Origin of the sequence: Polaromonas sp., from assembly GCF_049790275.1 — a bacterium.
In the GTDB taxonomy this organism is placed as follows: domain Bacteria; phylum Pseudomonadota; class Gammaproteobacteria; order Burkholderiales; family Burkholderiaceae_C; genus Polaromonas.
Genome location: NZ_JBAQYR010000052.1, coordinates 93101 through 115747, shown reverse-complemented (window position 1 = coordinate 115747; position 22647 = coordinate 93101). Strand labels below are relative to the sequence as shown.

Below are 22647 nucleotides of genomic sequence, written 5' to 3'. Positions count from 1 at the left end.
TGACAGCCAAAAAGGCTTGAAAAGTTATGCCGGATAGGCTAAGGGGCGCCCGGTCTGCGGCGGCCCCAGGCCTCAGAGGTAAACCTTCTGCAACAGCCTAATCAGGGTTTTCGCCTCACCGGCCGACAGGCGGGACGCGACATCGGCTTCCAGCCCCACCGCCGTGTTTTCGGCCTCGCGCATGAGTTTTTTACCGCTGGCGGTCAGGTGCAGGCCCATGGCCCGGCCGTCGCGCGGATGCGGTTTGCGTGCGATCAACTCGCGTTTCTCCAGGGCATTGACCATGGCCACCAGGTTGGGCGGCTGGATGCCCAACGCCGTGCAGAGTTGGCGCGAGGTGATGCCGGGGTTGTGCGTGATCAGGGACAGCACCGAAAAATCCACGGGACGCAGGGCGTAGGGAGCCATGCGCACCATGAACACTTCGATGACGGCCAGTGCCGCGCGGCGGGCGTTGTAGCCAAGCAGGCCCTCGAGGTAGCTGGTATCGACTTGCTCCACCGTGGCGGTGGCTGTGGTTGCCGGACGGGAAGATCGGGGAAGGTCGCGGGCACTCATGGGCTGTTGGGGCTGTTGGTCAGAGGTTGTGCGGGAAAAAAATATCAGCGCGCCGTGCAGGTAAAACTGGCGGCACTTTCCGTATCGCCACGGCCCGCGTAACGGGGCACCTGTGGATAGGGGCAGAGAAGGCGGCTGCGCGTGGGGCTCCAGTTTGCGGGTACTTCGGGATTGGGCACGGCCGATCCCGGTCCGCGCGCCCGGGCCACCACGGCGTCGGGCGCCTGCCCGCTCTCTACCCAAGCCACCAGCGCATCCACCATGTCCATCTGATCGGTGGCTGGCCCGCCGCGGCTGTGGTTCATACCGGGGACAAGAAACAGGCGGGCGTGGCGATCCGCGGCGGCACCATGAATGCCGCGGAAGGCGTCATGCCAGGCGATAGTGTCGAGGGCTGAAAACACCGGGTCTGCCGTGCCATGGAACACCAGCAACTTGCCGCCGTGGGCAACGAACTGGCGCATGCCGGTATCCGGAGGCGTCATGAAACTCATGGCCGACTCCCGGTAGGCGCCACTGGTGGCCCGGAGTTTGGGAAGGTCGGTTTCGAGGTTGAAGCTCAGGGCGTAGTCAATCAAGGTGTTGCCTTGCCCGGTCATGACGGTGGGTGATGATGGCGGTGTGGTGAAAACGAAGGCCAGCGCAATCGCATCGCGCGGTCCGACGCTGTTGACAAATTTCCAGCTGGCCCAGTCATTGCCGGCGATGCCCGGATCCGCGGGTAGGCCGGCATAGACTGCGGCGCCTGCCTTGTCCTTGGGGCCGGCCAGTACTTTGGCCAACACGGATTTTTGCACCGCACTCAGGCAGGTTCCGCCAACCGGGGCGCCGGACAAGCAGGACGGGATGTCTCGTTCAGCATCAAATGCCGCCTGGCATGCCTGCAGGTCGGCCACGATGCCGTCTGCCACGCCGTCCAGCGCATCGCAGCGCGTGAGGATGCTGCGCGCCACCAGTGCCAAGTCGGCGGGCGGGAAGGCCGTGCGCAGATCAGGCCGGCCGGTGGCGGGGTTGGGGCGCGCGATGGATGCAAACTGCTGGGCGTCCCACACTTGTGCCACCGCTGCCAGGGGCAAACGATAGCCCGGTGTGCTCACCAGGATGCCGTTGTAGTCGCGCGGCAGGCGCGAAGCGGCCACGAAACCGTGGCGTCCGCCATTCGAGGTACCGACCAGGTAGGAGGTGTCAGGCGGCTTGCCGTAGTAGGTTTGAATCAGCGCCTTAGCCATGGGCGTGAGTTGCGCCACGGTGTTGTAGCCATAGTCCAGCCGCGCCTGGGGATCCAGCGCGAAGGTGGCGCCCCCGATGGCCGAGCTGCGGTCAAAGGCATGGCCGGCGTCCGAGCTGATGACGGCGAACCCCTTGAGCAAACCGTTACTGGCCGGACCACCCCCGAGGATGTCGCCATACGCCGGGGTTTGAAAACCATCCAGCCCGCCGTTGGCTTGGTAAAAGAAGCGGCCGTTCCAGGTCGTGGGCAGCCGCATCTCAAAACCGATCGCATAGGGCTTGCCGTCAATCGGACCGGTACGCTCATTCATTGCGCCTTTGATCACGCAGTGCTCGGGCATGGCCTGGGCTATGCCCGGCAACTTGAGCTGGCCGGCTTCCACGCGCTGGGTCGACAGAAGCCGGGTACCGGCAAAGCTGAAACGGGCTGTCAATGCATCACAAGACATGGCCGCGTTGGCACCGCTGGCGGGCCGGACGGGCGTTGTCGGCGCGCTGGCGCAGGCGGCCAGCATCAGAACACCGGCCGACGCAGCTGCGAGCCTTAGTTCGCGGGAGAACGCTGTGAGGTGATGGATGGCGGTTGGCATGATGTCTCCTGAGGTTCAGCCTTGCTTGGGGTCAGATGGGTGCTTCAAAATTCATAGCAAACTTTGTAATAACGACAAAGGGAAATTGCTGTTTTTTCTAAGAGGATCAGGCTTTCTTCCGCGCCGCACCCAGGTAGGTGTCCACCACGCGCGGATCGCTCGCCAGTTCGGCTGCCGGGCCGCTCAATCCAATTTCTCCCATCTCCAGAACGTAGCCGTGGTCGGCGGCTTCCAATGCAGCGCGCGCATTCTGCTCGACCAGCAAGGTGGTGACGCCGGTTTTGCGCAGCGCCTCGATGGTGTGGAAAATTTCCCGCACGATCAGCGGCGCCAGGCCCAGGCTGGGTTCGTCGAGCATCAGCAGCGAAGGCCGCGACATCAGGGCCCGCCCCAGGGCCAGCATCTGTCGTTCACCGCCTGACAGCGTGCCGGCTTCCTGGGCACGGCGCTCCTTCAGGCGCGGGAACAGGTCGAACACTACGTCCATCTGGTCGCGCCAGGCTTTGTTGCGCAACCGCACCTGACGGAAGGCGCCGAGCACGAGGTTGTCTTCCACCGACATGCTGCCGAACAGCTCGCGCTTTTCTGGCACCAGCGCAATGCCCAGCATGACGCGTTCTTCCAGCGGCAAGCCAATGATGGACTGCCCCGCATACTCAATGCTGCCGGTTGCGGGCAGGATGCCCATGAGGGCATTGAGCAAGGTGGACTTGCCAGCGCCATTGGGGCCGATGACGGTGATGATGCTGCCGGCATCGGCCTGCAGGTCGATGCCGCGCAGGACTTCGGCCTTGCCGTAGCCGGCGTGGAGATTTTTGACTTGGAGAAGAGGGGTGCTCATGCTAGTGTTCTGTGCCGAGGTAGGCGGCGCGTACCGCCGGGCTGGCCTGGATCTCTTCAGGTGTGCCTTCGATCAGGCGGGTGCCGAATTCCATGACCACGATGCGGTCGGTGACCTGCATGACCAGGTCCATGTCGTGTTCGACCAGCAGGATGCTCATGCCCTCGGCCTTGAGCTGGCGCAACACATCAATGAGCGCCTGCTTTTCGAGGTAGCGCAAACCGGCGGCGGGTTCGTCGAGCAGCAGCAGGGCCGGGTCGTTGCACAGCGCGCGCGCAATCTCCAGCAGCCGCTGCTGGCCCATGGCCAGGTTGCCGGCCAGCTCATGCAGGTGGTTGCCCATGCCGACGCGGCGCAGCTGCTGCTCGGCCTCGCGCAGCAGGCGCTGTTCTTCCGTGCGGTCCAGCCGCAGCATGGCCGACGGTGCGCCCTTGCTGCCGCGCAGGTGCGCGCCCAGCGCCACGTTTTCGAGCACCGTCATGTCCGCAATCATCTTGACGTGCTGGAAGGTGCGCGAAATGCCGCGTTTGGCAATCTCGCGAGAAGGCAGGCCGCTGATCGGTTCGCCGCGGAAGCTCACGCTGCCGCGCGTCAGCGACAGCACGCCGGTGATCAGGTTGAAAGTGGTGGACTTGCCGGCGCCGTTGGGCCCGATCAGCCCGACGATTTGGCCCGAGGCCACCGAGAAGTTGATGTCGTTGACCGCGACCAGGCCGCCGAACTCCTTGCGGATATTGCTGGCCTGCAGCACGATCTCGCCGGCGGCCGGCTTGGCGCGGTGCGGCAACGGGGCGGCGTCCTGCCAGTCCACCTTGCGCGGTGGCTTGGGAAGCTTGCGGTCCACAAAGGCCCAGATACCGTCCGGCGCGTACTTGAGTGTCAGGACCAGCAACACGCCGAACACGATGATTTCGTAACTGCCGCTGGTGCCGATAAGCCGCGGTAGCAGCACCTGCAACTGGTCGGCCATGAGTTTGGTGATGGCCACGCCGGTGATGGCGCCCCAGACATGGCCCGCGCCGCCGAGCACGGCCATGAACAGGTACTCAATGCCTACATGCACGCCGAAAGGCGAAGGGTTGACCGAGCGCTGGAAGTGCGCGTACAGCCAGCCGGACAGGGAAGCAAACAGCGCCGCAATCAGGAAGATGCCGATCTTGAAGCGCAAGGTGTCTATGCCCATGGACTCGGCCATTTGCGAGCCCGTCTTGAGGGAGCGGATGGCGCGGCCTACGCGTGAATCGAGCAGGTGTATCAGCGCCAGGGTGCCCAGCAGCACCAGGCCCCAGGTCAGCAGCAGGTAAACCCGGCCCTGGCCCAGTTGCCAGCCGAATACCGACAGGCCGGTCACGCCCAGGATGCCGTCGTATTTGCCCAGCGCTTCCAGGTTGCCCATGGTGTAGTACAGCGAGAGCCCCCAGGCCAGCGTGGCCAGCGGCAGGTAATGGCCCGACATGCGCAGCGTGATCCAGCCCAGCACCACGGCGCAGGCCGCAGTCAGGCCCAGGCCGACGAGCAGCGTGACCCAGGGCGAGAGCCCGGCGTTCACCGTCAGGTAGGCACTGGTGTAGGCGCCTATGCCCACAAAGGCCGCCTGCCCGAAGGAGGTCAGGCCGCCAATGCCGGTCAGCAGGATCAGGCCCAGCACGGTCAGGCTGGAGATGCCGATGTAGTTGAGCTGGGTGATCCAGAACTCCGGCACGGGCAAAACACAGACCAGCACCAGCGCGGTGATCAGGGCCCACGGACCCCATTTTCGGATGGCCACCATGTCAGTGCCCGCCCGGCCGCCCGAAGGGCACTGAGTGCCCCTTCAGGGGACAGTGAATGAAGTGAACGTGGGGGAATTTCATTTCAGTGCTCCTCGTCCGAATGGCCGCCCTTGAGCGAGCGCCAGAACAGCACGGGCAGGATCAGCGTGAAGACAATCACTTCCTTGAATGCACTGGCCCAGAAGGAGCCGAAGGCTTCAATGATGCCTACCAGCAGCGCACCCACGGCGGCACCGGGGTAGCTGGCCAGGCCACCAATGACCGCAGCGACGAAACCCTTAAGGCCAATGAGAAAACCGGAGTCATAAAACACCGTGGTGGTGGGACCGATGAGCAGGCCCGAAAGCGCACCTATCAGTGCCGCCATCGCCAGTGTCAGCTGGCCAGCGGTTTGGGACGAAATGCCCATGAGCCGCGCGCCCAGGCGGTTCACCGCGGTGGCGCGCAGTGCCTTGCCGTACAGGGTGCGTTCAAAGAACAGCCACAGCAAAACAATCAGCCCCATGGAGGCTAGTGCAATGATCACGGCCTGGCCGGAGAGGTTCACGGCACCCAGGCTGAAGCGTTCATCCCAGAACGGCGGGTTGCGATACCCTTCGGCGCCGAAGAACAGCAGCCCCAGACCGGTCAGCGCAAAATGCACGCCCACCGACACGATCAGCAGCACCAGCGAACTGGCGTCGGCCAGCGACTGGTAGGCCAGGCGGTACACCAGCGGACCGAAGCAGGTGACGATGCACACCGACAGCAGGGCCTGAACCAGCAATGAAAACTGCTGGGGTGCGGCCCAGAGGGTGATCAGGGCCACCATGGTGGGCAGCACCAGCACTTTGAGCCCGGCCAGCAGCGCTCCTGCAGGCTGCCGGTGACGCTTCCAGGTTTGCCAGGCTTCAGCCAGTGCGGCCAGCCCTGCCAGCAGCAGCAACAGCCAGATGGTTCCCGGTACCTTGCCGGTCTGCAGGATGGCGAGGGTGAGCGCGCCATAGGTCACGAACTCACCCTGGGGAATAAAGATCACCCGGGTGACAGCAAACACCAGGACGGTGGCCAGGCCCAACAGCGCGTAAATGGCGCCATTGGTGAGGCCGTCGACCAGCAGGATGCTGGCAATTGAAAAATCCATAAATAACCTTCAGGGAACCTGTGAGAGGCCTGCGCCGGACAGGCGGGCATCAGGCATCAGCCCGCCCGTCCGGTCGCGTGATGCCGTGCCGGTGGATCAGGGCTGCAGCTTCCAGTCACCGCCCACGATTTTCATGATCACACCCGTGTCGTCGGTATAGCCCGCATGGTTGGTCGCGGTGTAGTTCACCGTGCCGTGGAACAGCGGAATCGGGCCGGCGTTTTCCAGTGCCGCTTTCAGCGCACCGCGGAATTCCTTGGTGCCGGGTTTGGCGGTTTTCAACGCGACAGGAATGATCTTCTGCAGGATCACGGATGCGTCATAGGCATGGCCGGCAAACGGATTGCGGCTGTTGGGGCCGTAGACCTTTTCCCACGCGGTCACGTGAGCCAGCGCAACCTTTTTGCTTGGGTGGTTGGCGGGCAGCTGTTCTGCCACCACGCCTGGGCCGGCGACCACAAACGCACCTTCCACGTCCTTGCCACCGACGCGCATCAGGTCGCGCGAAGCCGCGCCGTGGGTTTGGTAAATCTTCCCTTTGTAGCCGCGCTCGATCAGCGCCTTGTGCGGCATGGCCGCACCGCTGCCGGAGGCGACGATCAGGATGGCGTCGGGGTTGCCGGCCGTCACTTTGAGAGCCTGGCCCGTCACGCTGGTGTCGGTGCGGGCAAAACGCTCTTCGGACACGAACTTCATGTCGGTTCCGGCCATCTTGACCTTCATGTCGCGCAGGAAGAGCTCACCGAAGGCGTCGGCATAACCGAGGAAGCCGACCGTCTTGACGCCGGTTTTCTTCATGTGGGCCACGATGGCGTGGGACATCACCAGGGTGGACTGCGGTGTGTTGTAAGACCAGGGGGCTTTGTTGGTTGAGACATCGATGGGCGCAAAGGTCAGGTGCATGGTGCCGGTTTCCGCAGCTACTGCTGCCACTGCGTTGGCCGTTGGCGTGGCGGCCGATCCGAGGAGGATGTCTACCTTGTCCTCCGTGACCAGGCGGCGGGCATTCTTGGTGGCGTTGGTGGGATCGGTGGCGTCGTCAAGAATGATCACGTTGAGTTTCTCGCCGCCAATGCTCGTGGGCCACATGGCAATCGAGTTCTTGATCGGAATGCCCAGCGCAGAGGTTGGGCCTGTCAACGGCAGGGTGACGCCGATGTTGATGTCGGCCAGGGCGGCGCCAGCCGCCGAACCAGCCAGGGCGATGGCGAGGATGGATTTGGTAAAGGTCATGCTAGGTCTCCGGTTGTAAAAATGGACTGTCAAAAATCACGCGATCACGAAATGTCGCAAGGGAAAGCGGGGAAACGCGGGACGCCTGTTTCAGCGCGGCGCCATGCGCAGCGCGCCGTCCAGACGGATCACCTCGCCATTCAAATGGCTGTTGGTGACGATATGCGCGGCCAGCTGGGCAAATTCTTCGGGTTTTCCCAGGCGTGAAGGAAACGGAATCGAGGCAGCCAGTGATTGCTGCACCGGCTCGGGCAGCTGCTTCATCAGCGGCGTTGAGAACAGGCCGGGCGCGATGGTGCAGACGCGGATGCCGTATTGTGCGAGGTCGCGTGCCATCGGCAGTGTCATGCCGACCAGCCCGCCTTTGGAGGCGCTGTAGGCCTGCTGGCCGACCTGACCATCAAATGCAGCGACCGACGCCGTGAACATCATGACGCCGCGCTCGCCGTCTTCCAGCGGGTCCAGCTTGGTGCAGGCCGCCGCGAACAGGCGGCTGATGTTGTAGCTTCCGATCAGATTCACGTTGATGACTTTGGCAAAGTCTTCCAGCGGCGCAGCGCTGCCGTCCTTGCCGACAATGCGCTTGGCGGTCCCGATGCCGGCAATGTTCATCAGGATGCGCGCCGGGCCGTGAGCCGCGGTGGCCCTGGCGAGCGCCGCCACCACGCTGTCGGTGTTGGTGATGTCGCATGGGCAGGCGATGCCACCTATGTCGGCGGCGACCTTCTCGGCTTGTGCCACGTTGACGTCGAGCACGGCGACCCTGGCGCCCAGGCGGGCCAGTTCGCGCGCGACGGCTTCGCCCAGGCCCGAGGCGCCGCCTGTAACCAATGCTGCGTGTCCCTGGATATTCATGCTTTTGCTTTCGGAAGGATGGTGAAGGGCAGGGTGCCTTCATGCAGGGCGTTGACCAGCGCGTCACGGTGTTTGAGCACGGCACGCTGGTTGATCGAGCCCTTGTCGGTCACTTCGCCTTTGTCGATCGAGGGCGGTTCATGCATCAGGTGCATGCGCGCAATGCGGTTGGCACTGCCGGTGCCGGACCTGGCCAGCTCATCCGCCACTTTCTGGAAGTGCGCCTGAACGGGCGCGCTTTCGAGCACCTGCTGCAGGGGGGCATTCGCGGGCAGCCCGGCCAGCTGGCGGACAGCGGCCGTCGGAAAAATCAGCGCGCCGACTTCCTTCAGGTTGATGCCTGTCAGCACCGCGTCCTGCACATAAGGTGCGCCCGCGGCAATGATCCTGGCGCGCAGCGGCCCCACACTGACAAAAGTACCGGTGGCAAGCTTGAAGTCTTCGGCGATACGGCCGTCGAACTTCAGGCCCTTGTGAATGTCGGCCGGGTCTATCCAGGCAACAGCATCGCCGGTGGCGAAGAATCCCTCTTCGTCAAATGACTCCTGCGTGGCCTCCGGCGCGCGCCAGTAACCCGGCGTGATGTTGGGGCCGCGGTAACGCACTTCGACCTTGCCATCCACAGGCACCAGCTTGAGCTCCAGGCCGGGCGTCGGCACGCCGAGGTCGCCGGCTTTCACGTCGGGGCTGGTGACGAAAATGCCGAAGGGGCCGGATTCGGTCATGCCCAGGCCGGTGCCCATCACAATGCGTTCGCCAATTTCCGCCTCCTGCGTCTGGTGCAGGCTGTCCCAGACCGGCTGGGCCAGTGCGGCACCGGCGTAAAAGAACATCTTCACGCGCGACAGCAGGTTTTTGCGCAGCTGCGCATCAGCTTTCATGGCGTGGGCAATCGCCTCGAAACCGGTGGGTACGTTGAAATACACCGTCGGCGCGATCTCGCGCAGGTTGCGCAGCGTTTCCTCCATCAGCGCGGGCGTTGGTTTGCCGTCGTCGATATACAGCGTGCCGCCGTTGTAGACCGTCATGCCGAAGTTGTGGTTGCCGCCGAACGTGTGGTTCCAGGGCAGCCAGTCGACCAGCACCGGCGGCTCGTCGGCCAGCACCGGCATGGACTGGCGCATCTGCTGCTGGTTGGCGCACCACATGCGCTGCGTGTTGATCACGGCCTTGGGTAGCTTGGTCGAGCCCGAGGTGAACAGGAACTTGACAATCGTGTCGGGCCCGGTGGCCTGCATCGCGGCATCGGCTGCCGCTGTGGCCCCTGTCGCGAGAATTTGCTCAAATGGGGTTACGGCCCGCGTCAATGCTGCGCTGGATGCTCCTGAATGGATAGCGATTTCAACGTCATCAGCAACAGTCGCGGCGATGGCCTTGCCGTAACGCGCGGCGTCGCTGGCAAACACCAGGCCCGGAGTCAGCGTGGTCAACACATGACGCAGCTTGTCGTAGTCCTGGCTCACGATGGAGTAGGCGGGCGATACCGGGCAGAAGGGCACACCGGCGTAGATGCAGCCGAGGGCCAGCAGCGCATGTTCCAGGTCGTTCTCGCTGAGGATGACGACCGGCCGCTCCGCGTTCAGGCCGCGATTCAGCAGCGCCTGCGCGATGTTGCGGGCACTGGCCAGCGCCTGCGCATAACTGATGTGGCGCCACTCACCCGAACTGCCGTCCGCATTTTTGACGCGCCGCGCCATGAAGGTCTGCTCCGGCCGGGTCTGGGCCCAGTGAACCAGCCGGTCGGTGATCCGCAGCGCGTGTTCGCCCAGGGGCTGGTCAGCCTTCAGGTACTGTACGCCGCTGCTGCCTTCGTTCAGCACGACGCGTGTCACGCCGAACGTCAGCGGCCGATAGCCCGTTGGCCGGGGGGAGGTGCTTGTCTCGCTCATGTCTTTTTCAGGTGTGTTGTGTAGTCAGCTTTTCGCGACCTTGTTGGCCTTGCCGTCGAGGAATGCCTTGACGCGTTGCTTGGCTTCCGGCGCACTTTGGGCAATGGCCGCCATCAGGGCTTCCGTCAGGTAGCCCTGGTCGGCCGGTTGCTCGGCGATGCGGGGCAGGGCGTGCATCAGCGCGTAGTTCGTCAGGGGCGCGTTTTGCGCCACACGCACGGCGATCTCCAGGGCCTTGTCAAAGGCCTGGCCTTCGGGCACCAGGTATTGCGCGAAGCCGGCCCGTTCGCCGTCCTGTGCGTTGTAGACGCGGCCGGTCAGCATCATGTCGGTCATGCGCGCAACGCCGATCAGCTTGGGGATGCGCACCGACCCGCCGCCACCGACAAAAATGCCGCGTGAACCTTCCGGCAATGCGTAGAAGGCGGACTCGTCGGCCACCCGGATATGGCAGGCACTGGCCAGTTCCAGCCCGCCGCCGACCACGGCGCCATGCAGCGCGGCAATCACCGGCACCGGGCCGAACTGCACGCGTTCCAGGGCCGCATGCCACATGCGGGAATGGTGCATGCCCTGGCCTGCGTCACGTTCCTGCAGCTCGCCCAGGTCGAGGCCGGCACAGAAGTGCGCGCCCTCGCCGTGGATCACGGCCGCACCGACAGTAGAAGGCAGGTTTTCAAAAATGTCGCGCAGCGCCAGAATCAGCCCGTCATTGAGCGCGTTGCGTTTGGCGCCCCGGCTCAGGCGAATCACGGCGACTTCCTGGAGGTCGCCACGAATGTCGAGCTGGATGTCGGTGGAAGAGGTTTTGTAGGTCATAGTCAGGTTTGCAAAGTGAATGAATTATTGTTATAAATGATAACCAATTCAATTGATTTCCTGGCTTGTTTCATCGGTGTTAACCCTTGGCTGGCGGGGAAATCAAAACCCCAGGAGACAGCATGGACTACAAGAACCTCATTGCCATTGACATCCACACCCACGCCGAAGTGAGTTGCTGGAACCCCTTTGACAACTATGGCGAGGAATACGACCGCGCAGCCGACAAATACTTCAAGAACAGCCGGCGCCCGACCATTGAAGAGACCATTGCCTACTACCGGGAGCGAAAGATCGGGCTGATCATGTTCACGGTGGATGCCGAGACCCAGATGGGCCGGCGCCGCATCCCCAATGAGGAGATTGCCGAAGCGGCGAAGAACAACAGCGACATGATGATGGCTTTCGCCAGCATCGACCCGCACAAGGGAAAAATGGGGGCGCGCGAGGCACGCCGGCTGATCGAAGAGCACGGCGTCAAGGGCTTCAAGTTCCATCCCACAGTGCAGGGCTACCACCCCTACGACAAGATGGCCTGGCCGATTTACGAGGTGATCAACGCCTACAAGCTTCCGGCCATTTTTCACACCGGACACAGCGGCATCGGCAGCGGCATGCGCTGCGGCGGCGGTTTGCGCCTCGAATACTCCAACCCCATGCACCTGGACGACGTCGCCATCGACTTCCCCGACATGCAGATCGTCATGGCCCACCCCAGTTTCCCGTGGCAGGACGAAGCGCTCAGCGTGGCAACCCACAAACCCAATGTCTGGATCGACCTGTCCGGCTGGAGCCCCAAGTACTTTCCCAAGCAGCTCGTGCAGTACGCCAACACGCTGCTGAAAGACCGCATCCTGTTCGGCAGCGACTACCCGCTGATCACGCCCGATCGCTGGATGAAGGATTTTGAGGACGCCGGCTTCAAGCCCGAGGTGATGCCCGGCATCCTCAAGGGCAATGCGATGCGCTTGCTAGGGTTGGGTCAGAGTTAAGACCGCGGCACCGCTGCCCGCCGATCTCATCATCGCGGCAATCAGCTGGTGCACCTGCAGGGCAGAGCGCCCCGAGACTGCCGGCTCCGCATCGCTGCGGATGGCGGTCACAAAATCCTGTAGCACGGCACAGTGGGCATGGTGGTCAAACGCCATCAGGTTCGCGCCCGATCCTGAGGCCTGTTTCTGGCCTGCGTGGATCTTCCGGCCATCCAGCAGTTCTGCGTGGAATTCCCCGGCTTCAAGTGTGGCCGAGCCCTGGGTGAACTGGAGCGCAATACGTTCGGGGAAGCCCGGGTAAGCCGCGGTGGTGGCGTCAATGCTGCCAATGGCCCCGTTCGGGTAGTGCAACGCCGCGGCGACGGTGTCTTCACATTCCATGTGGTGCACCGCGCTGGTGCCCGCCATGGCGCTCACCTGCTCCGGCATGCCGGTCAGGCAGAGCAGCAGATCCAGTGTGTGGATGGCCTGCGTCATCAGCACGCCGCCGCCGTCACGCGCCAGGGTGCCGCGGCCCGGTTCGTCGTAATAGCTTTGCGGGCGCCACCAGCGGATGCTGGCGGAGGCGCCCACCAGACTCCCCATGTCACCGCTGTGCACCAGCTGCGCCAGCGCACGAGCCGCATCGCGCATTCTGTGCTGCAGCATCACGGCCAGCTTGACGCCGCTGTGCTCGCAGATATCCACCATCTGGCGCGCCTTGTCCAGGCTGACCTCCAGCGGCTTTTCCACCAGCACATGCTTGCCGGCGCCTGCCACCCGCCGCACGATCTCCAGGTGCGTGTTGGGGGGCGTCAGCACCAGCACCGCCTGGACTGTCGGGTCGTCCAGAAGGTCTTCCAGGCGTGTGCTGGTTCGCGCACCGGCCGGCAGGTTCAATGCCGCAAGGCGCTCTGCATTGCGGCCTATGACCCAGGCCAGCTCCAGTTCCGCCTGCAGGTCCTGCAGGCTCTGGAAGTGCGGTGCGCTGGCCAGGCCCGCGCCAACCACCGCCACACGCATTTTGGGAACGCGGTCTTTACTCAATTACTCAAGTTTGATGCCGGCCGCCTTGATGACTTGTGCCCATTTCTCGACTTCCGCCTTCTGGAAGGCCGCCACCTGATCCGGGGTCCTGCTGGAAGGCTGCATGCCCAGGCTCTTGAGCCGGTCTTGCATTTCGGTGGTCTGCAGGATCTTCATGATCTCTGCGTGCAGCCGGTCAATGATGGGTTTGGGCACGCCGGCGGGTACAAAAATGCCCTGCCAGGACACCACTTCAAAGTCGGGCACCCCCGACTCCGCAATGGTCGGCACATTCGGCATGGCTTCCAGGCGTTTGGCCGAGCTCACGGCGATGGCGCGCACCTTGCCGCTCTGGATGTGCGGGCCGGCCACCACGGTGGTATCAAACATCATGTCCACCTGGCCGCCAATCACGTCCTGGATCGCCGGGCCGCTGCCCTTGTAAGGTACATGGACGAACTGTGTGCCCGTCTTGAAGCCCAGCAGCTCGAGCGTCATGTGCTGCGATGTGCCGTTGCCGGCCGAGGCCGATGAAACGGTTTTCGGCTTGGCTTTCGCCGCAGCCAGCACGTCCTGCAATGTCTTGTAGGGGCTGTCCGCCTTGACGACGAGTACCAGCGGGTTCGAACCGATGAGCACCACGGGTGAAAAAGACTTGATCGGGTCGTAGCCGAGCTTGGCGTACAGGCTCACATTGATGGCGTGCGAGCTGACCGTGCCGCCCAGCATGGTGTAGCCGTCAGCCGGCGCGCGCGCAGCGAGTTCCGATCCGACACTGCCGCCGGCCCCGCCCTTGTTTTCAATCACGATCGTCGTGCCCAGCGCCGTGCCAAGTTTCTGGCCAATCAGCCGCCCGAGGATGTCGGTCGTGCCGCCGGCCGGGAAAGGCACAACGTAGGTGATGGGCTTGGACGGCCATTTGTCCTGTGCCCAGGCCAGGCTGGTGCCGAGCACGGACGAGAGGGCGGTTGAAGCCAGGGTGGCTTGAAGCAATACGCGGCGTTTCATCATTTGTCTCCTTCTTTGTGGTTGTGAGCGTGTGTGGGGAAGCGTGTGGGGATGAGCGTCAGGCCCGGACCATGCAGGGCATCTTGGGGTTGAACTTCCAGTTGGGAATCAGGTACTGCATGGCCATCGCGTCGTCGCGCGCGCCCAGGCCGTGTTGCAGGTAAAGCTGGTGAGCTTTTTCGACTTCCGCCATGTCCAGTTCCACACCCAGTCCGGGTGTTTTCGGAACGGCCACGCTGCCGCCCACAATCTGCAGCGGTTTTTTCGTCAGGCGCTGGCCGTCCTGCCAGATCCAGTGGGTATCGATGGCGGTGACCTTGCCGGGTGCTGCTGCCGCCACATGCGTGAACATGGCCAGCGACACGTCGAAATGATTGTTCGAATGCGAACCCCAGGTCAGGCCCCAGGTCTGGCACATCTGCGCCACGCGCACCGAGCCCTGCATGGTCCAGAAATGCGGATCTGCCAGCGGGATGTCCACCGATTGAAGCTGTATGGTGTGCGCCATTTCGCGCCAGTCGGTAGCCACCATGTTGGTGGCCGTCATCAGCCCCGTCGCGCGGCGAAACTCCGCCATCACCTCGCGCCCGGAAAAAACACCTTCGGCGCCGCAGGGGTCTTCGGCATAGGCCAGTTCCCGGTGGCGGTCGCGGCACAAGCGCACCGCATCCTTGAGCAGCCAGCCGCCGTTCGGGTCCAGCGTGATACGTGCTTCGGGAAACCGCTCCGACAAGGCCATGATGGCCTCGATTTCTTCCTCGCCGCTCAGCACCCCGCCCTTGAGCTTGAAGTCCTTGAAGCCGTAGCGCTGGTGCGCCGCCTCGGCCAGCCGGACCACGGCCCTGGCGTCCATGGCCCGCTCGTGGCGCAGGCGCAGCCAGTCATCGGCAGCATCCGGTTCGCTCTGGTAGGACAGGCCGGTCTGCTTCCGGTCGGCAACATAAAACAGGTAGCCCAGCATGGCGACCGAGTCGCGCTGCTGGCCATCGCCCAGCAGGGCAGCCACCGGCACGCCGAGGAACTGGCCCAGCAGATCGAGCAGGGCGCTTTCAACCGCGGTCACGGCATGAATGGTGACGCGAAGATCGAAAGTCTGGTTGCCCCGGCCGCCGCTGTCGCGTTCGGCAAAGGCCGTGCGCAGGGTGTTGAGGATCTGGTTCCAGTTGCCAAGGGACTGGCCTTCCACCAGGGCACGCGCGTCTTCCAGCGTGCTGCGGATCTTTTCGCCACCGGGCACCTCACCGACGCCCGTGCGGCCGGCGCTGTCGGTCAGCAGCAGCAGATTGCGGGTGAAGAAGGGGCCGTGCGCGCCGCTCAGATTGAGCAGCATGCCGTCATGGCCGGCCACCGGAATGACTTGCAGACGGGTGATGCGCGGCGTTTGCGAAGCTGCCGGAGAGGGGGGACGAGCGTCAGGCATGGGAAAAGCGGAAAGAGCGAACTTTGCAATTAAAGATCAGTCATCGTACAACATGGCGAGAGGTTTTTCCTTGGGGAATTCCCTGAGCCGTTGCCTGTATTCAGAGGGGCGGAATCACGCCAAAGGCGAAATCAGGGTTTGGCTTCTGGCTCGCCGGTCTGGCCCCGGCGCAGCCGTTCCCGGCTGTTCGACAGGTGGGTGCGCATCGCGGCCCGGGCGGCTTCGGCGTCCTGGCTGCGAATCGCGTTGTAAATGCTTTCGTGCTCGCCGTTGACGCGCTGCAGGTAACTCAGCCGGCCTTCGGGCGCGCTTTGGGGCGTGTTCACGCGGGTGCGCGGAATGATCATGGTGCCCAGGTAGGTCATGAGGTCTTCAAAGTGCCGGTTGCCGGTGGCCCGCGCCACCTCCATGTGAAACTGGAAATCTGGCGGAACAGCATCCGAGTCCGCGTGGATCGAGTCCTGGAATGCCCGCAGCGCATTGGCCATGGCTTCGAGGTTGGCCGTGCTTCGCCTCTGGGCGGCCAGGCCGGCAGCCTCGGTTTCCAGGCTGATGCGCAGTTCCAGCACGGAGATGACATCGGCCACCGTGGCGAAGTCGGCCGCGGCAATCTTGAAGTTGCCGGCGTCGCGGTTCTGGATCACAAAGGTGCCAATGCCGTGCCGTGTCTCCACCATGCCGGAAGCCTGCAACTTGGAAATCGATTCGCGCACCACTGTCCGGCTCACGTCGAAACGGGCCATGATTTCGGCCTCGGTCGGCAGCTTGTCGCCGGGCTGGAGCTGCCCTGCGCGGATGCTGGCAGCCAGGCTCTCGACGATTTCCGTGACCAGGCCGCGGGGCCGGCGCACACGCGGAGTTTCGTCAACAGGAGGGGCCGTTAAATTCGATTCCATCGGGTTTGCTCAGGTAGGGGTTTGCCTCAATGCGGCCAGAAAATGCTTGACAGGGGGCAGTGCCTCATTAAAATTCTTGGTCATCAGACAACATATAACTGATATCTTATTGAATTCAAGCTACTGTAGCAAACCTGAAGCAAAAGTCCAGCGTTTGCCGGCTCCCATTTTCAACCAGAGACAAGCATGACCATCCGGGTTCACGAGAAACTGCTTTTGACCGGCGCCGCCGGCGGCCTGGGCCAGGCATTGCGCGGCCGCCTGAAAGCCAATTGCGCGGTGCTGCGTCTGTCAGACCGTGTGGACATCGGCCAGGCCGGCGAGGCTGAAGAAATCATGCTGGCCGATCTGGCCGATGCCGCTGCGGTAGATGTCATGGTGCAGGGCGTGCAGGCCATTGTTCATCTGGGCGGCGTGTCCGTCGAAGGCCCGTTCGGCCCCATTCTCCAGGCCAACATCCTGGGTTTGTACAACCTGTATGAAGCGGCCCGCAAACACGGCGTGAAGCGGGTGATTTTTGCCAGCTCCAACCATGTCACCGGCTTTTACCGCCAGAGCGAAACCATCACGGCCGATGCGCCGCCGCGGCCTGACGGCCTGTACGGTGTCAGCAAGGCTTTCGGCGAAGACCTGTCGCGTTTTTACTTCGACCGTTATGGCATTGAAACCGCCTGCGTGCGCATTGGCTCCTCTTTCCCTGAGCCCAAAGACCGCCGCATGCTCGCCACCTGGTTGAGCTTCGATGACCTGCACCGCCTGATCACCGCCTGCCTGACCACACCCGTGCTCGGGCACAGCATCGTCTTCGGCATGTCCGACAACGCCGTCACCTGGTGGGACAACAGCCGCGCCCGCCACATCGGTTACGCGCCGCAGGACAGCTCGGACATTTTCCGCGAGGCGGTGTATGCCCGTACCCCGGCGCCCGACCTCAGCGACCCGGCGGTGCAGTTTCAGGGCGGCGGTTTTGTGAAAGCCGGACCCTTTGCCGATTGATGTGATGCGCATGGAAGCCGAACTGCTCGTCGATGGCCGCAACGCCACGGGTGAAAGCCCGGTGTGGCATGGGGGCGAACAGGCGCTGTACTGGGTCGATATTCCGGCCCGCAAACTCTGCCGCTGGCAAGCCGCCACGGGCGCGACCACCAGCTGGCTTGCACCTGAAATGCTGGCCTGTATTGCCCGGAGCGGCAGTGCAGGGGGCTGGATAGCCGGCATGGAAACCGGTGTTTATCAGCTGCAGCCGCAGGCAGACGGCGGGCTTCACAGCGAATTGCTGGCAAAGGTGGATCACAAGCAGCCCGGCATGCGTTTCAACGACGGCCGCTGCGACAGGCAGGGCCGTTTCTGGGCCGGCACCATGGTCATGAACATGGGCCTGGCGTCGCCCGCCGGGGCCCTGTACCGTTATGGCGCCACAGACGGGCTGAAAGAAATGTTGGACGGTTTCATCACCCCCAACGGCCTGGGCTTCAGCCCCGACGGCCGCACCATGTACCTCTCGGACTCGCACCCCTCCATGCAGATGATCTGGGCCTTTGACTACGACACCGCGACGGGAACGCCCTCGCGGCGCCGGCCTTTTGTCGACATGAAACCCTTGCCGGGCCGGCCTGACGGCGCCGCTGTCGATGAAGACGGCTGCTACTGGATTTGCGGCAACGACGCCGGGCTGGTGCACCGCTTCACGCCGGATGGCGTGCTGGACCGTTCGCTCGCCGTGCCCGTCAAAAAACCTGCCATGTGCGCCTTTGGCGGCGCCGGGCTCGACACCCTGTTCGTGACATCGATTCGCCCCGAGGGAATCGACTTGTCTGATCAACCGCTGGCCGGCGGTGTGTTTGCGTTGCGCCCCGGCGTGCGCGGGCTGCCCGAGCCACAGTTTTCCCGCTAGTTATTTACAAACCGGTCCTTCAAGGAGACAACCATGACCTTCCGCAGAAACTTTATCGCCGCAGCTGTTGCAGCTGTCGCATTGTCCACATCGTTCACTGCCTCGGCACAGAACATGGTGCTCAAAGCCACAGATACCCATCCGGCGGGTTATCCCACCGTGGTGGCTGTCGAGAACATGGGCAAGAAACTTGAAGCCGCCACCAATGGCCGCATCAAGATGCAGATGTTCCCTGGTGCGGTGCTGGGCCAGGAAAAGGAAGTGGTCGAGCAGACCCAGATTGGCGCCATCCAGATCGCCCGCATTTCGCTGGGTGTGGTCGGCCCGGTCGCACCTGATGTGGACGTATTCAACATGCCCTTTGTGTTCCGCGACATCACGCACATGCGCAAGGTGATCGACGGCCCGATCGGCGACGAACTGCTGGCCAAGGTCACTGCCAGCCCGGCCCGCCTGGTGGCCCTGGGCTGGATGGACGGCGGCGCGCGCAGCCTGTACACCAAGAAGCTGGTCAAGACCCCGGCCGACCTCAAGGGCGTGAAGGTCCGCATGATGGGCAACCCATTGTTCGTCGACACCATGAACGCCATGGGCGGCAACGGCATCTCCATGGCCTACGGCGAAGTGTTCAGCGCGCTGCAGACCGGCGTGATCGACGGCGCGGAAAACAACCCGCCCAGCATGTTCACCTCCAACCACTACACCACCGGCACCAAGTACTACGCCCAGACCAACCACCTGATCATTCCGGAAATCCTGGTGATGTCCAAAGTCACCTGGGACAAGCTGACGCCCGCCGACCAGACGCTGGTGAAAAAGCTGGGCCGCGAAGCGCAGATGGACCAGCGCGTGCTGTGGGACAAGAGCGTCGAGGAATACTCGGCCAAGCTCAAGGCGGCCGGCGTCGAGTTTGTACCGGTGGACCAGAAACTGTTTTTTGACGCCACCGCTCCGGTTCGCGCCAAGTACGGCGTCAAGTTTGCCGACCTGATGAAACGCATCGACGCAACCAGGTAACGCGATCGCTGTACCTCGCGGAAGCATCGCCAGTGGCGGTGCTTCCGGCCTTCGTCTGTTGCGGAACACCCATGAAACACAACACCCTCCATTTCAATGACTGGCTGTACCTTGCGTGCATCTGGATCTCCGGCATCTCGATCTTCGTGATGTCCCTCATCATTCCCTGGGGCATCTTCACCCGCTATGTGCTGGGAACGGGCTCCCAATGGCCCGAGCCGATTTCCATCCTGCTGATGGTGGTGTTCACCTTCTTCGGTGCAGCCGCCACTTACCGGGCCAATGCGCACATCGCCGTCGCCATGGTGACCGACCGGTTGCCGGCCAGCATGCAGGGCGTGCTGCTTGTGCTGATCGATCTGCTCATGCTGGTCGTTGCCCTGTTCATGGCGTGGTACGGCACCAAGCTGTGCATGGAAACCTGGGGCCAGCACATCGGCGAGATCCCGTGGATGCCTGTGGGCGCCACCTACCTGCCGGTGCCGCTGGGTGGCGCCATCACGGTGTTTTTTGTGCTGGAACGCATGGTGTTCGGCCACCAGGGCGGCCGCGAAGTGGTCACCTTCGATCACGAAAAAATTGAGGGCGGGACACTCTGATGGATGCATTTGTATTGCTGGGGTCTTTCCTCCTGCTGATGGTCCTGGGCATGCCCGTGGCCTATGCGCTCGGCCTGTCGGCCTTGATCGGTGCCTGGTGGATAGACATCCCCTTCGACGCCATCATGATTTCCATCGCCAGCGGGGTGAACAAGTTCTCGCTGCTGGCCATACCGTTTTTTGTGCTGGCCGGCGCCATCATGGCCGAAGGCGGCATGTCGCGACGGCTGGTGGCTTTTGCCAGCGTGCTGGTGGGTTTTGTGCGCGGCGGCCTGTCGCTGGTCAACATCCTGGCGTCCACTTTCTTCGGCGCGATCTCGGGTTCGTCGATGGCTGACACCGCCTCCATAGGCTCCGTGCTGATTCCCGAGATGGAGAAAAAGGGCTACCCGCGCGACTTCGCCACCGCGGTCACCGTCAGTGGTTCGGTGCAGGCCATTCTTATTCCACCCAGCCACAACGCGGTGATCTATTCGTTGGCAGCGGGTGGTTCGGTATCCATTGCCGCGCTGTTCCTGGCAGGTGTCCTGCCTGGCCTGCTGCTGGGACTGACCCTGGCCATCATGTGCCTGTTCATCGCGAAGAAGCGCAACTTTCCCAAGGGTGAAGTGATCCCCATGCGGCAGGCCCTGAAGATCTGCGCAGATGCGCTCTGGGGGCTGATGACCATGGGCATCATCCTGGGCGGCATCCTGACCGGCATCTTCACAGCTACCGAGTCCGCCGCCATTGCCGTGATCTGGGCTTTTTTCGTCACCATGTGCATCTACCGCGACTACAAGTGGCGTGACCTGCCCAAGCTGGTACACCGTACCGTGAAAACACTGGCTATCGTGATGATCCTGATCGGCTTCGCGGCCAGCTTCGGCTACATCATGACGCTGATGCAGATTCCGCAGCAGATCACCGGCATGTTCACCAGCATCTCGGACAACAAGTACGCCGTGCTGATGATGATCAACATCCTGCTGCTGATTCTCGGCACGCTGATGGATATGGCGCCGCTGATCCTGATCATGACGCCCATCCTGCTGCCCATCGTCAAATCCATCGGTGTTGACCCGGTGCATTTCGGCATGATCATGATGGTCAATCTGGGCATGGGCCTGATCACGCCACCTGTGGGCGGCGTGTTGTTCGTGGGCGCAGCGGTGGCCAAGCTCCCCATTGAACGTGTGGTGAAAGCCCTGTATCCATTCTTTGGTGCACTGCTGCTGGTGCTGATGGCGGTGACCTACATTCCGGCCCTCTCGCTCTGGCTGCCAGGGATGCTCCTGAAATGATCCAGGGCGCCATGCAAACTGCCGCAGTCCCCGTATGACAACCACAAGTCCAGCTCCTCTTTACATCCGCATGCACGCGCATGACAACGTGGCCATCGTCGCCAACGACGGCGGCCTGGCGGCCGGTGCCACGTTTGCCGATGGCCTGACCTTGCGCGAGCGTGTTCCGCAAGGCCACAAGGTGGCGCTGGTGGACCTGCCGCAAGGCACGGCGGTGTTGCGCTACAACGTGCCCATCGGTTTTGCCATGAAGGACATTCCGGCCGGAAGCTGGGTGCATGAACGGCTGCTCGAGATGCCGTCCGCGCGCAGCCTGGACAAGCTGCCCATGGCCACCGTGAAGCCGCCGGCGCTGGCACCGCTGGAAGGCTATACCTTCGAGGGCTACCGCAACGCCGACGGTTCCGTGGGCACCCGCAACATCCTGGCCATCACCACCACCGTGCAGTGTGTGGCCGGTGTCGTCGATTTCGCCGTCAAGCGCATCAAGAGCGAACTGTTGCCGCGCTTTCCCAACGTCGATGACGTGGTGGGTCTGGAGCACACCTACGGCTGCGGCGTTGCCATCGACGCGCCCGACGCCATCATCCCGATACGCACGCTGCGCAACATCAGCCTGAACCCCAATTTCGGCGGCGAGGTCATGGTGGTGAGCCTGGGCTGCGAAAAACTGCAGCCCGAGCGCTTGCTGCCACCGGGCACATTTGCGATTGTTGATGAGCGCAGCGTCGCCGATGTAGGCGGCAATGCCGAAGCCGCGCTTGATATCGTCTGCCTGCAGTCGGAGAACCATGTCGGCTTCATGTCGATGATCGACTCCATCATGCAAACCGCCGAGCTTCACCTGGAGCGGCTCAATGCGCGCCGCCGCGAACCCGTGCCCGCCAGCGAGCTGGTGGTGGGTGTGCAGTGCGGCGGCAGCGATGCTTTTTCCGGCGTCACCGCAAACCCGGCGGTGGGATATGCAACCGACCTGCTGGTGCGCGCCGGCGCCACCGTCATGTTTTCCGAAACCACCGAGGTGCGCGATGGCATCGACCAGCTCACTTCGCGTGCCAGCACGCCCGAAGTCGCCGAAGCGATGATCCGCGAGATGGCCTGGTACGACGCCTACCTCAAGAAGGGCCTGGTGGACCGCAGTGCCAACACCACACCCGGCAACAAGAAGGGCGGGCTGTCCAACATTGTCGAAAAAGCCATGGGCTCCATCGTCAAGTCGGGCAGTGCGCCCATCAGCGGCGTGCTGGCACCCGGCGAGAAGGTCCGGCAAAAAGGCCTGATCTATGCCGCCACCCCGGCCAGCGACTTCATCTGCGGCACGCTGCAGCTGGCTGCCGGCATGAACCTGCATGTCTTCACCACCGGCCGCGGCACGCCCTATGGCCTGGCCGAAGTACCGGTGATCAAGGTGGCCACACGCAGCGACCTGGCGCGGCGCTGGCACGACCTGATGGACATCAACGCCGGCCGCATTGCCGACGGCGAAGCCAGCATTTCCGATGTGGGCTGGGAGCTGTTTCATCTGATGCTGGAAGTGGCCAGCGGCCGCAAAAAAACCTGGGCTGAACACTGGAAGCTGCACAACGCGCTGGTGCTGTTCAACCCCGCCCCGATTACCTGACC

Annotated in this window: 20 protein-coding genes; 7 read left to right on the top strand and 13 right to left on the bottom strand. The window is 63.2% G+C overall.

Translation table 11 applies throughout. The features are described from left to right. Positions 1-72: 72 nt before the first annotated feature. From WA904_RS07295 to WA904_RS07255, 9 genes are all read right to left on the bottom strand, one after another. The gene (locus WA904_RS07295) at positions 73-558 is read right to left on the bottom strand and encodes a MarR family winged helix-turn-helix transcriptional regulator (protein WP_425196460.1); all 486 of its coding nucleotides are present in this window, start codon (positions 556-558) and stop codon (positions 73-75) included. Positions 559-602: 44 nt separating this feature from the next. Further along, the gene (locus WA904_RS07290) at positions 603-2378 is read right to left on the bottom strand and encodes a tannase/feruloyl esterase family alpha/beta hydrolase (RefSeq protein WP_425196459.1); all 1776 of its coding nucleotides are present in this window, start codon (positions 2376-2378) and stop codon (positions 603-605) included. 106 nt (positions 2379-2484) lie between these two features. Then, positions 2485-3219, bottom strand: coding sequence for an ABC transporter ATP-binding protein (locus WA904_RS07285; protein ID WP_425196458.1), 735 nt, complete (start codon positions 3217-3219; stop codon positions 2485-2487). A 1-nt stretch (position 3220) separates the two neighbouring features. Beyond that, a complete protein-coding gene (locus tag WA904_RS07280) occupies positions 3221-4990 on the bottom strand; it encodes an ATP-binding cassette domain-containing protein (protein ID WP_425196457.1) in 1770 nt (589 codons plus the stop codon). Positions 4991-5073: 83 nt separating this feature from the next. Continuing rightward, complete coding sequence (locus WA904_RS07275; RefSeq protein ID WP_425196456.1) at positions 5074-6114, bottom strand: branched-chain amino acid ABC transporter permease; 1041 nt, start codon at positions 6112-6114, stop codon at positions 5074-5076. 96 nt (positions 6115-6210) lie between these two features. Further along, positions 6211-7347 (bottom strand): ABC transporter substrate-binding protein, encoded by a 1137-nt coding sequence (locus tag WA904_RS07270; RefSeq protein WP_425196455.1) that lies wholly within the window; start codon positions 7345-7347, stop codon positions 6211-6213. Positions 7348-7437: 90 nt separating this feature from the next. Then, positions 7438-8202 (bottom strand): SDR family NAD(P)-dependent oxidoreductase, encoded by a 765-nt coding sequence (locus WA904_RS07265; RefSeq protein ID WP_425196454.1) that lies wholly within the window; start codon positions 8200-8202, stop codon positions 7438-7440. Further along, complete coding sequence (locus WA904_RS07260; protein ID WP_425196453.1) at positions 8199-10091, bottom strand: feruloyl-CoA synthase; 1893 nt, start codon at positions 10089-10091, stop codon at positions 8199-8201. Before WA904_RS07260 ends, WA904_RS07265 begins: the two co-directional genes overlap by 4 nt. A 24-nt stretch (positions 10092-10115) precedes the next feature. After that, positions 10116-10910: a crotonase/enoyl-CoA hydratase family protein gene (locus tag WA904_RS07255; RefSeq protein ID WP_425196452.1), complete on the bottom strand. Its 795-nt coding sequence runs from the start codon at positions 10908-10910 to the stop codon at positions 10116-10118. 122 nt (positions 10911-11032) lie between these two features. On the opposite strand from WA904_RS07255, the gene WA904_RS07250 reads away from it, so the two are divergent. Then, on the top strand, positions 11033-11902 hold the full coding sequence (locus WA904_RS07250) for an amidohydrolase family protein (RefSeq protein WP_425196451.1): 870 nt from the start codon (positions 11033-11035) through the stop codon (positions 11900-11902). Here WA904_RS07250 and WA904_RS07245 read toward each other — a convergent pair. The 4 genes from WA904_RS07245 to WA904_RS07230 all read right to left on the bottom strand — a co-directional run bounded on the left by WA904_RS07245 (position 11882) and on the right by WA904_RS07230 (position 16231). After that, positions 11882-12928 (bottom strand): Gfo/Idh/MocA family protein, encoded by a 1047-nt coding sequence (locus WA904_RS07245; RefSeq protein WP_425196450.1) that lies wholly within the window; start codon positions 12926-12928, stop codon positions 11882-11884. The two genes, WA904_RS07250 and WA904_RS07245, sit on opposite strands and share 21 nt — an antisense overlap. Then, entirely contained in the window at positions 12929-13915 is a 987-nt protein-coding gene (locus tag WA904_RS07240; RefSeq protein WP_425196449.1) for a Bug family tripartite tricarboxylate transporter substrate binding protein, read from the bottom strand. A gap of 58 nt (positions 13916-13973) precedes the next feature. Further along, positions 13974-15335: a glucarate dehydratase gene (gudD, locus tag WA904_RS07235; RefSeq protein ID WP_425196448.1), complete on the bottom strand. Its 1362-nt coding sequence runs from the start codon at positions 15333-15335 to the stop codon at positions 13974-13976. A 131-nt stretch (positions 15336-15466) separates the two neighbouring features. Next, positions 15467-16231, bottom strand: a complete 765-nt coding sequence (locus tag WA904_RS07230) for a FadR/GntR family transcriptional regulator (RefSeq protein ID WP_425196447.1) — start codon at positions 16229-16231, stop codon at positions 15467-15469. Positions 16232-16417: 186 nt separating this feature from the next. Between WA904_RS07230 and WA904_RS07225 the strand changes: the two genes are divergently transcribed. The 6 genes from WA904_RS07225 to garD all read left to right on the top strand — a co-directional run bounded on the left by WA904_RS07225 (position 16418) and on the right by garD (position 22645). Continuing rightward, positions 16418-17227 carry an NAD-dependent epimerase/dehydratase family protein gene (locus WA904_RS07225; RefSeq protein WP_425196446.1) on the top strand — a complete coding sequence of 270 codons (810 nt, stop codon included), beginning with the start codon at positions 16418-16420 and terminating at the stop codon, positions 17225-17227. A 10-nt stretch (positions 17228-17237) separates the two neighbouring features. Next, positions 17238-18125 (top strand): SMP-30/gluconolactonase/LRE family protein, encoded by an 888-nt coding sequence (locus tag WA904_RS07220; protein ID WP_425196445.1) that lies wholly within the window; start codon positions 17238-17240, stop codon positions 18123-18125. A 33-nt stretch (positions 18126-18158) separates the two neighbouring features. Then, positions 18159-19142 carry a TRAP transporter substrate-binding protein gene (locus tag WA904_RS07215; protein ID WP_425196444.1) on the top strand — a complete coding sequence of 328 codons (984 nt, stop codon included), beginning with the start codon at positions 18159-18161 and terminating at the stop codon, positions 19140-19142. Between the two features lie 71 nt (positions 19143-19213). Then, complete coding sequence (locus WA904_RS07210) at positions 19214-19741, top strand: TRAP transporter small permease (RefSeq protein WP_425196443.1); 528 nt, start codon at positions 19214-19216, stop codon at positions 19739-19741. Continuing rightward, positions 19741-21024: a TRAP transporter large permease gene (locus WA904_RS07205; RefSeq protein WP_425196442.1), complete on the top strand. Its 1284-nt coding sequence runs from the start codon at positions 19741-19743 to the stop codon at positions 21022-21024. Before WA904_RS07210 ends, WA904_RS07205 begins: the two co-directional genes overlap by 1 nt. A gap of 34 nt (positions 21025-21058) precedes the next feature. Then, positions 21059-22645, top strand: coding sequence for a galactarate dehydratase (gene garD / locus WA904_RS07200; protein ID WP_425196441.1), 1587 nt, complete (start codon positions 21059-21061; stop codon positions 22643-22645). Positions 22646-22647 lie beyond the last annotated feature (2 nt).

Bases quoted from the DNA above. Each gene is read 5' to 3' on its own strand.
- WA904_RS07295 (WP_425196460.1), bottom strand. From the start codon at position 558: ATGAGTGCCCGCGACCTTCCCCGATCTTCCCGTCCGGCAACCACAGCC.
- WA904_RS07290 (WP_425196459.1), bottom strand. From the start codon at position 2,378: ATGCCAACCGCCATCCATCACCTCACAGCGTTCTCCCGCGAACTAAGG.
- WA904_RS07285 (WP_425196458.1), bottom strand. From the start codon at position 3,219: ATGAGCACCCCTCTTCTCCAAGTCAAAAATCTCCACGCCGGCTACGGC.
- WA904_RS07280 (WP_425196457.1), bottom strand. From the start codon at position 4,990: ATGGTGGCCATCCGAAAATGGGGTCCGTGGGCCCTGATCACCGCGCTG.
- WA904_RS07275 (WP_425196456.1), bottom strand. From the start codon at position 6,114: ATGGATTTTTCAATTGCCAGCATCCTGCTGGTCGACGGCCTCACCAAT.
- WA904_RS07270 (WP_425196455.1), bottom strand. From the start codon at position 7,347: ATGACCTTTACCAAATCCATCCTCGCCATCGCCCTGGCTGGTTCGGCG.
- WA904_RS07265 (WP_425196454.1), bottom strand. From the start codon at position 8,202: ATGAATATCCAGGGACACGCAGCATTGGTTACAGGCGGCGCCTCGGGC.
- WA904_RS07260 (WP_425196453.1), bottom strand. From the start codon at position 10,091: ATGAGCGAGACAAGCACCTCCCCCCGGCCAACGGGCTATCGGCCGCTG.
- WA904_RS07255 (WP_425196452.1), bottom strand. From the start codon at position 10,910: ATGACCTACAAAACCTCTTCCACCGACATCCAGCTCGACATTCGTGGC.
- WA904_RS07250 (WP_425196451.1), top strand. From the start codon at position 11,033: ATGGACTACAAGAACCTCATTGCCATTGACATCCACACCCACGCCGAA.
- WA904_RS07240 (WP_425196449.1), bottom strand. From the start codon at position 13,915: ATGAAACGCCGCGTATTGCTTCAAGCCACCCTGGCTTCAACCGCCCTC.
- gudD (WP_425196448.1), bottom strand. From the start codon at position 15,335: ATGCCTGACGCTCGTCCCCCCTCTCCGGCAGCTTCGCAAACGCCGCGC.
- WA904_RS07230 (WP_425196447.1), bottom strand. From the start codon at position 16,231: ATGGAATCGAATTTAACGGCCCCTCCTGTTGACGAAACTCCGCGTGTG.
- WA904_RS07225 (WP_425196446.1), top strand. From the start codon at position 16,418: ATGACCATCCGGGTTCACGAGAAACTGCTTTTGACCGGCGCCGCCGGC.
- WA904_RS07220 (WP_425196445.1), top strand. From the start codon at position 17,238: ATGGAAGCCGAACTGCTCGTCGATGGCCGCAACGCCACGGGTGAAAGC.
- WA904_RS07215 (WP_425196444.1), top strand. From the start codon at position 18,159: ATGACCTTCCGCAGAAACTTTATCGCCGCAGCTGTTGCAGCTGTCGCA.
- WA904_RS07210 (WP_425196443.1), top strand. From the start codon at position 19,214: ATGAAACACAACACCCTCCATTTCAATGACTGGCTGTACCTTGCGTGC.
- WA904_RS07205 (WP_425196442.1), top strand. From the start codon at position 19,741: ATGGATGCATTTGTATTGCTGGGGTCTTTCCTCCTGCTGATGGTCCTG.
- garD (WP_425196441.1), top strand. From the start codon at position 21,059: ATGACAACCACAAGTCCAGCTCCTCTTTACATCCGCATGCACGCGCAT.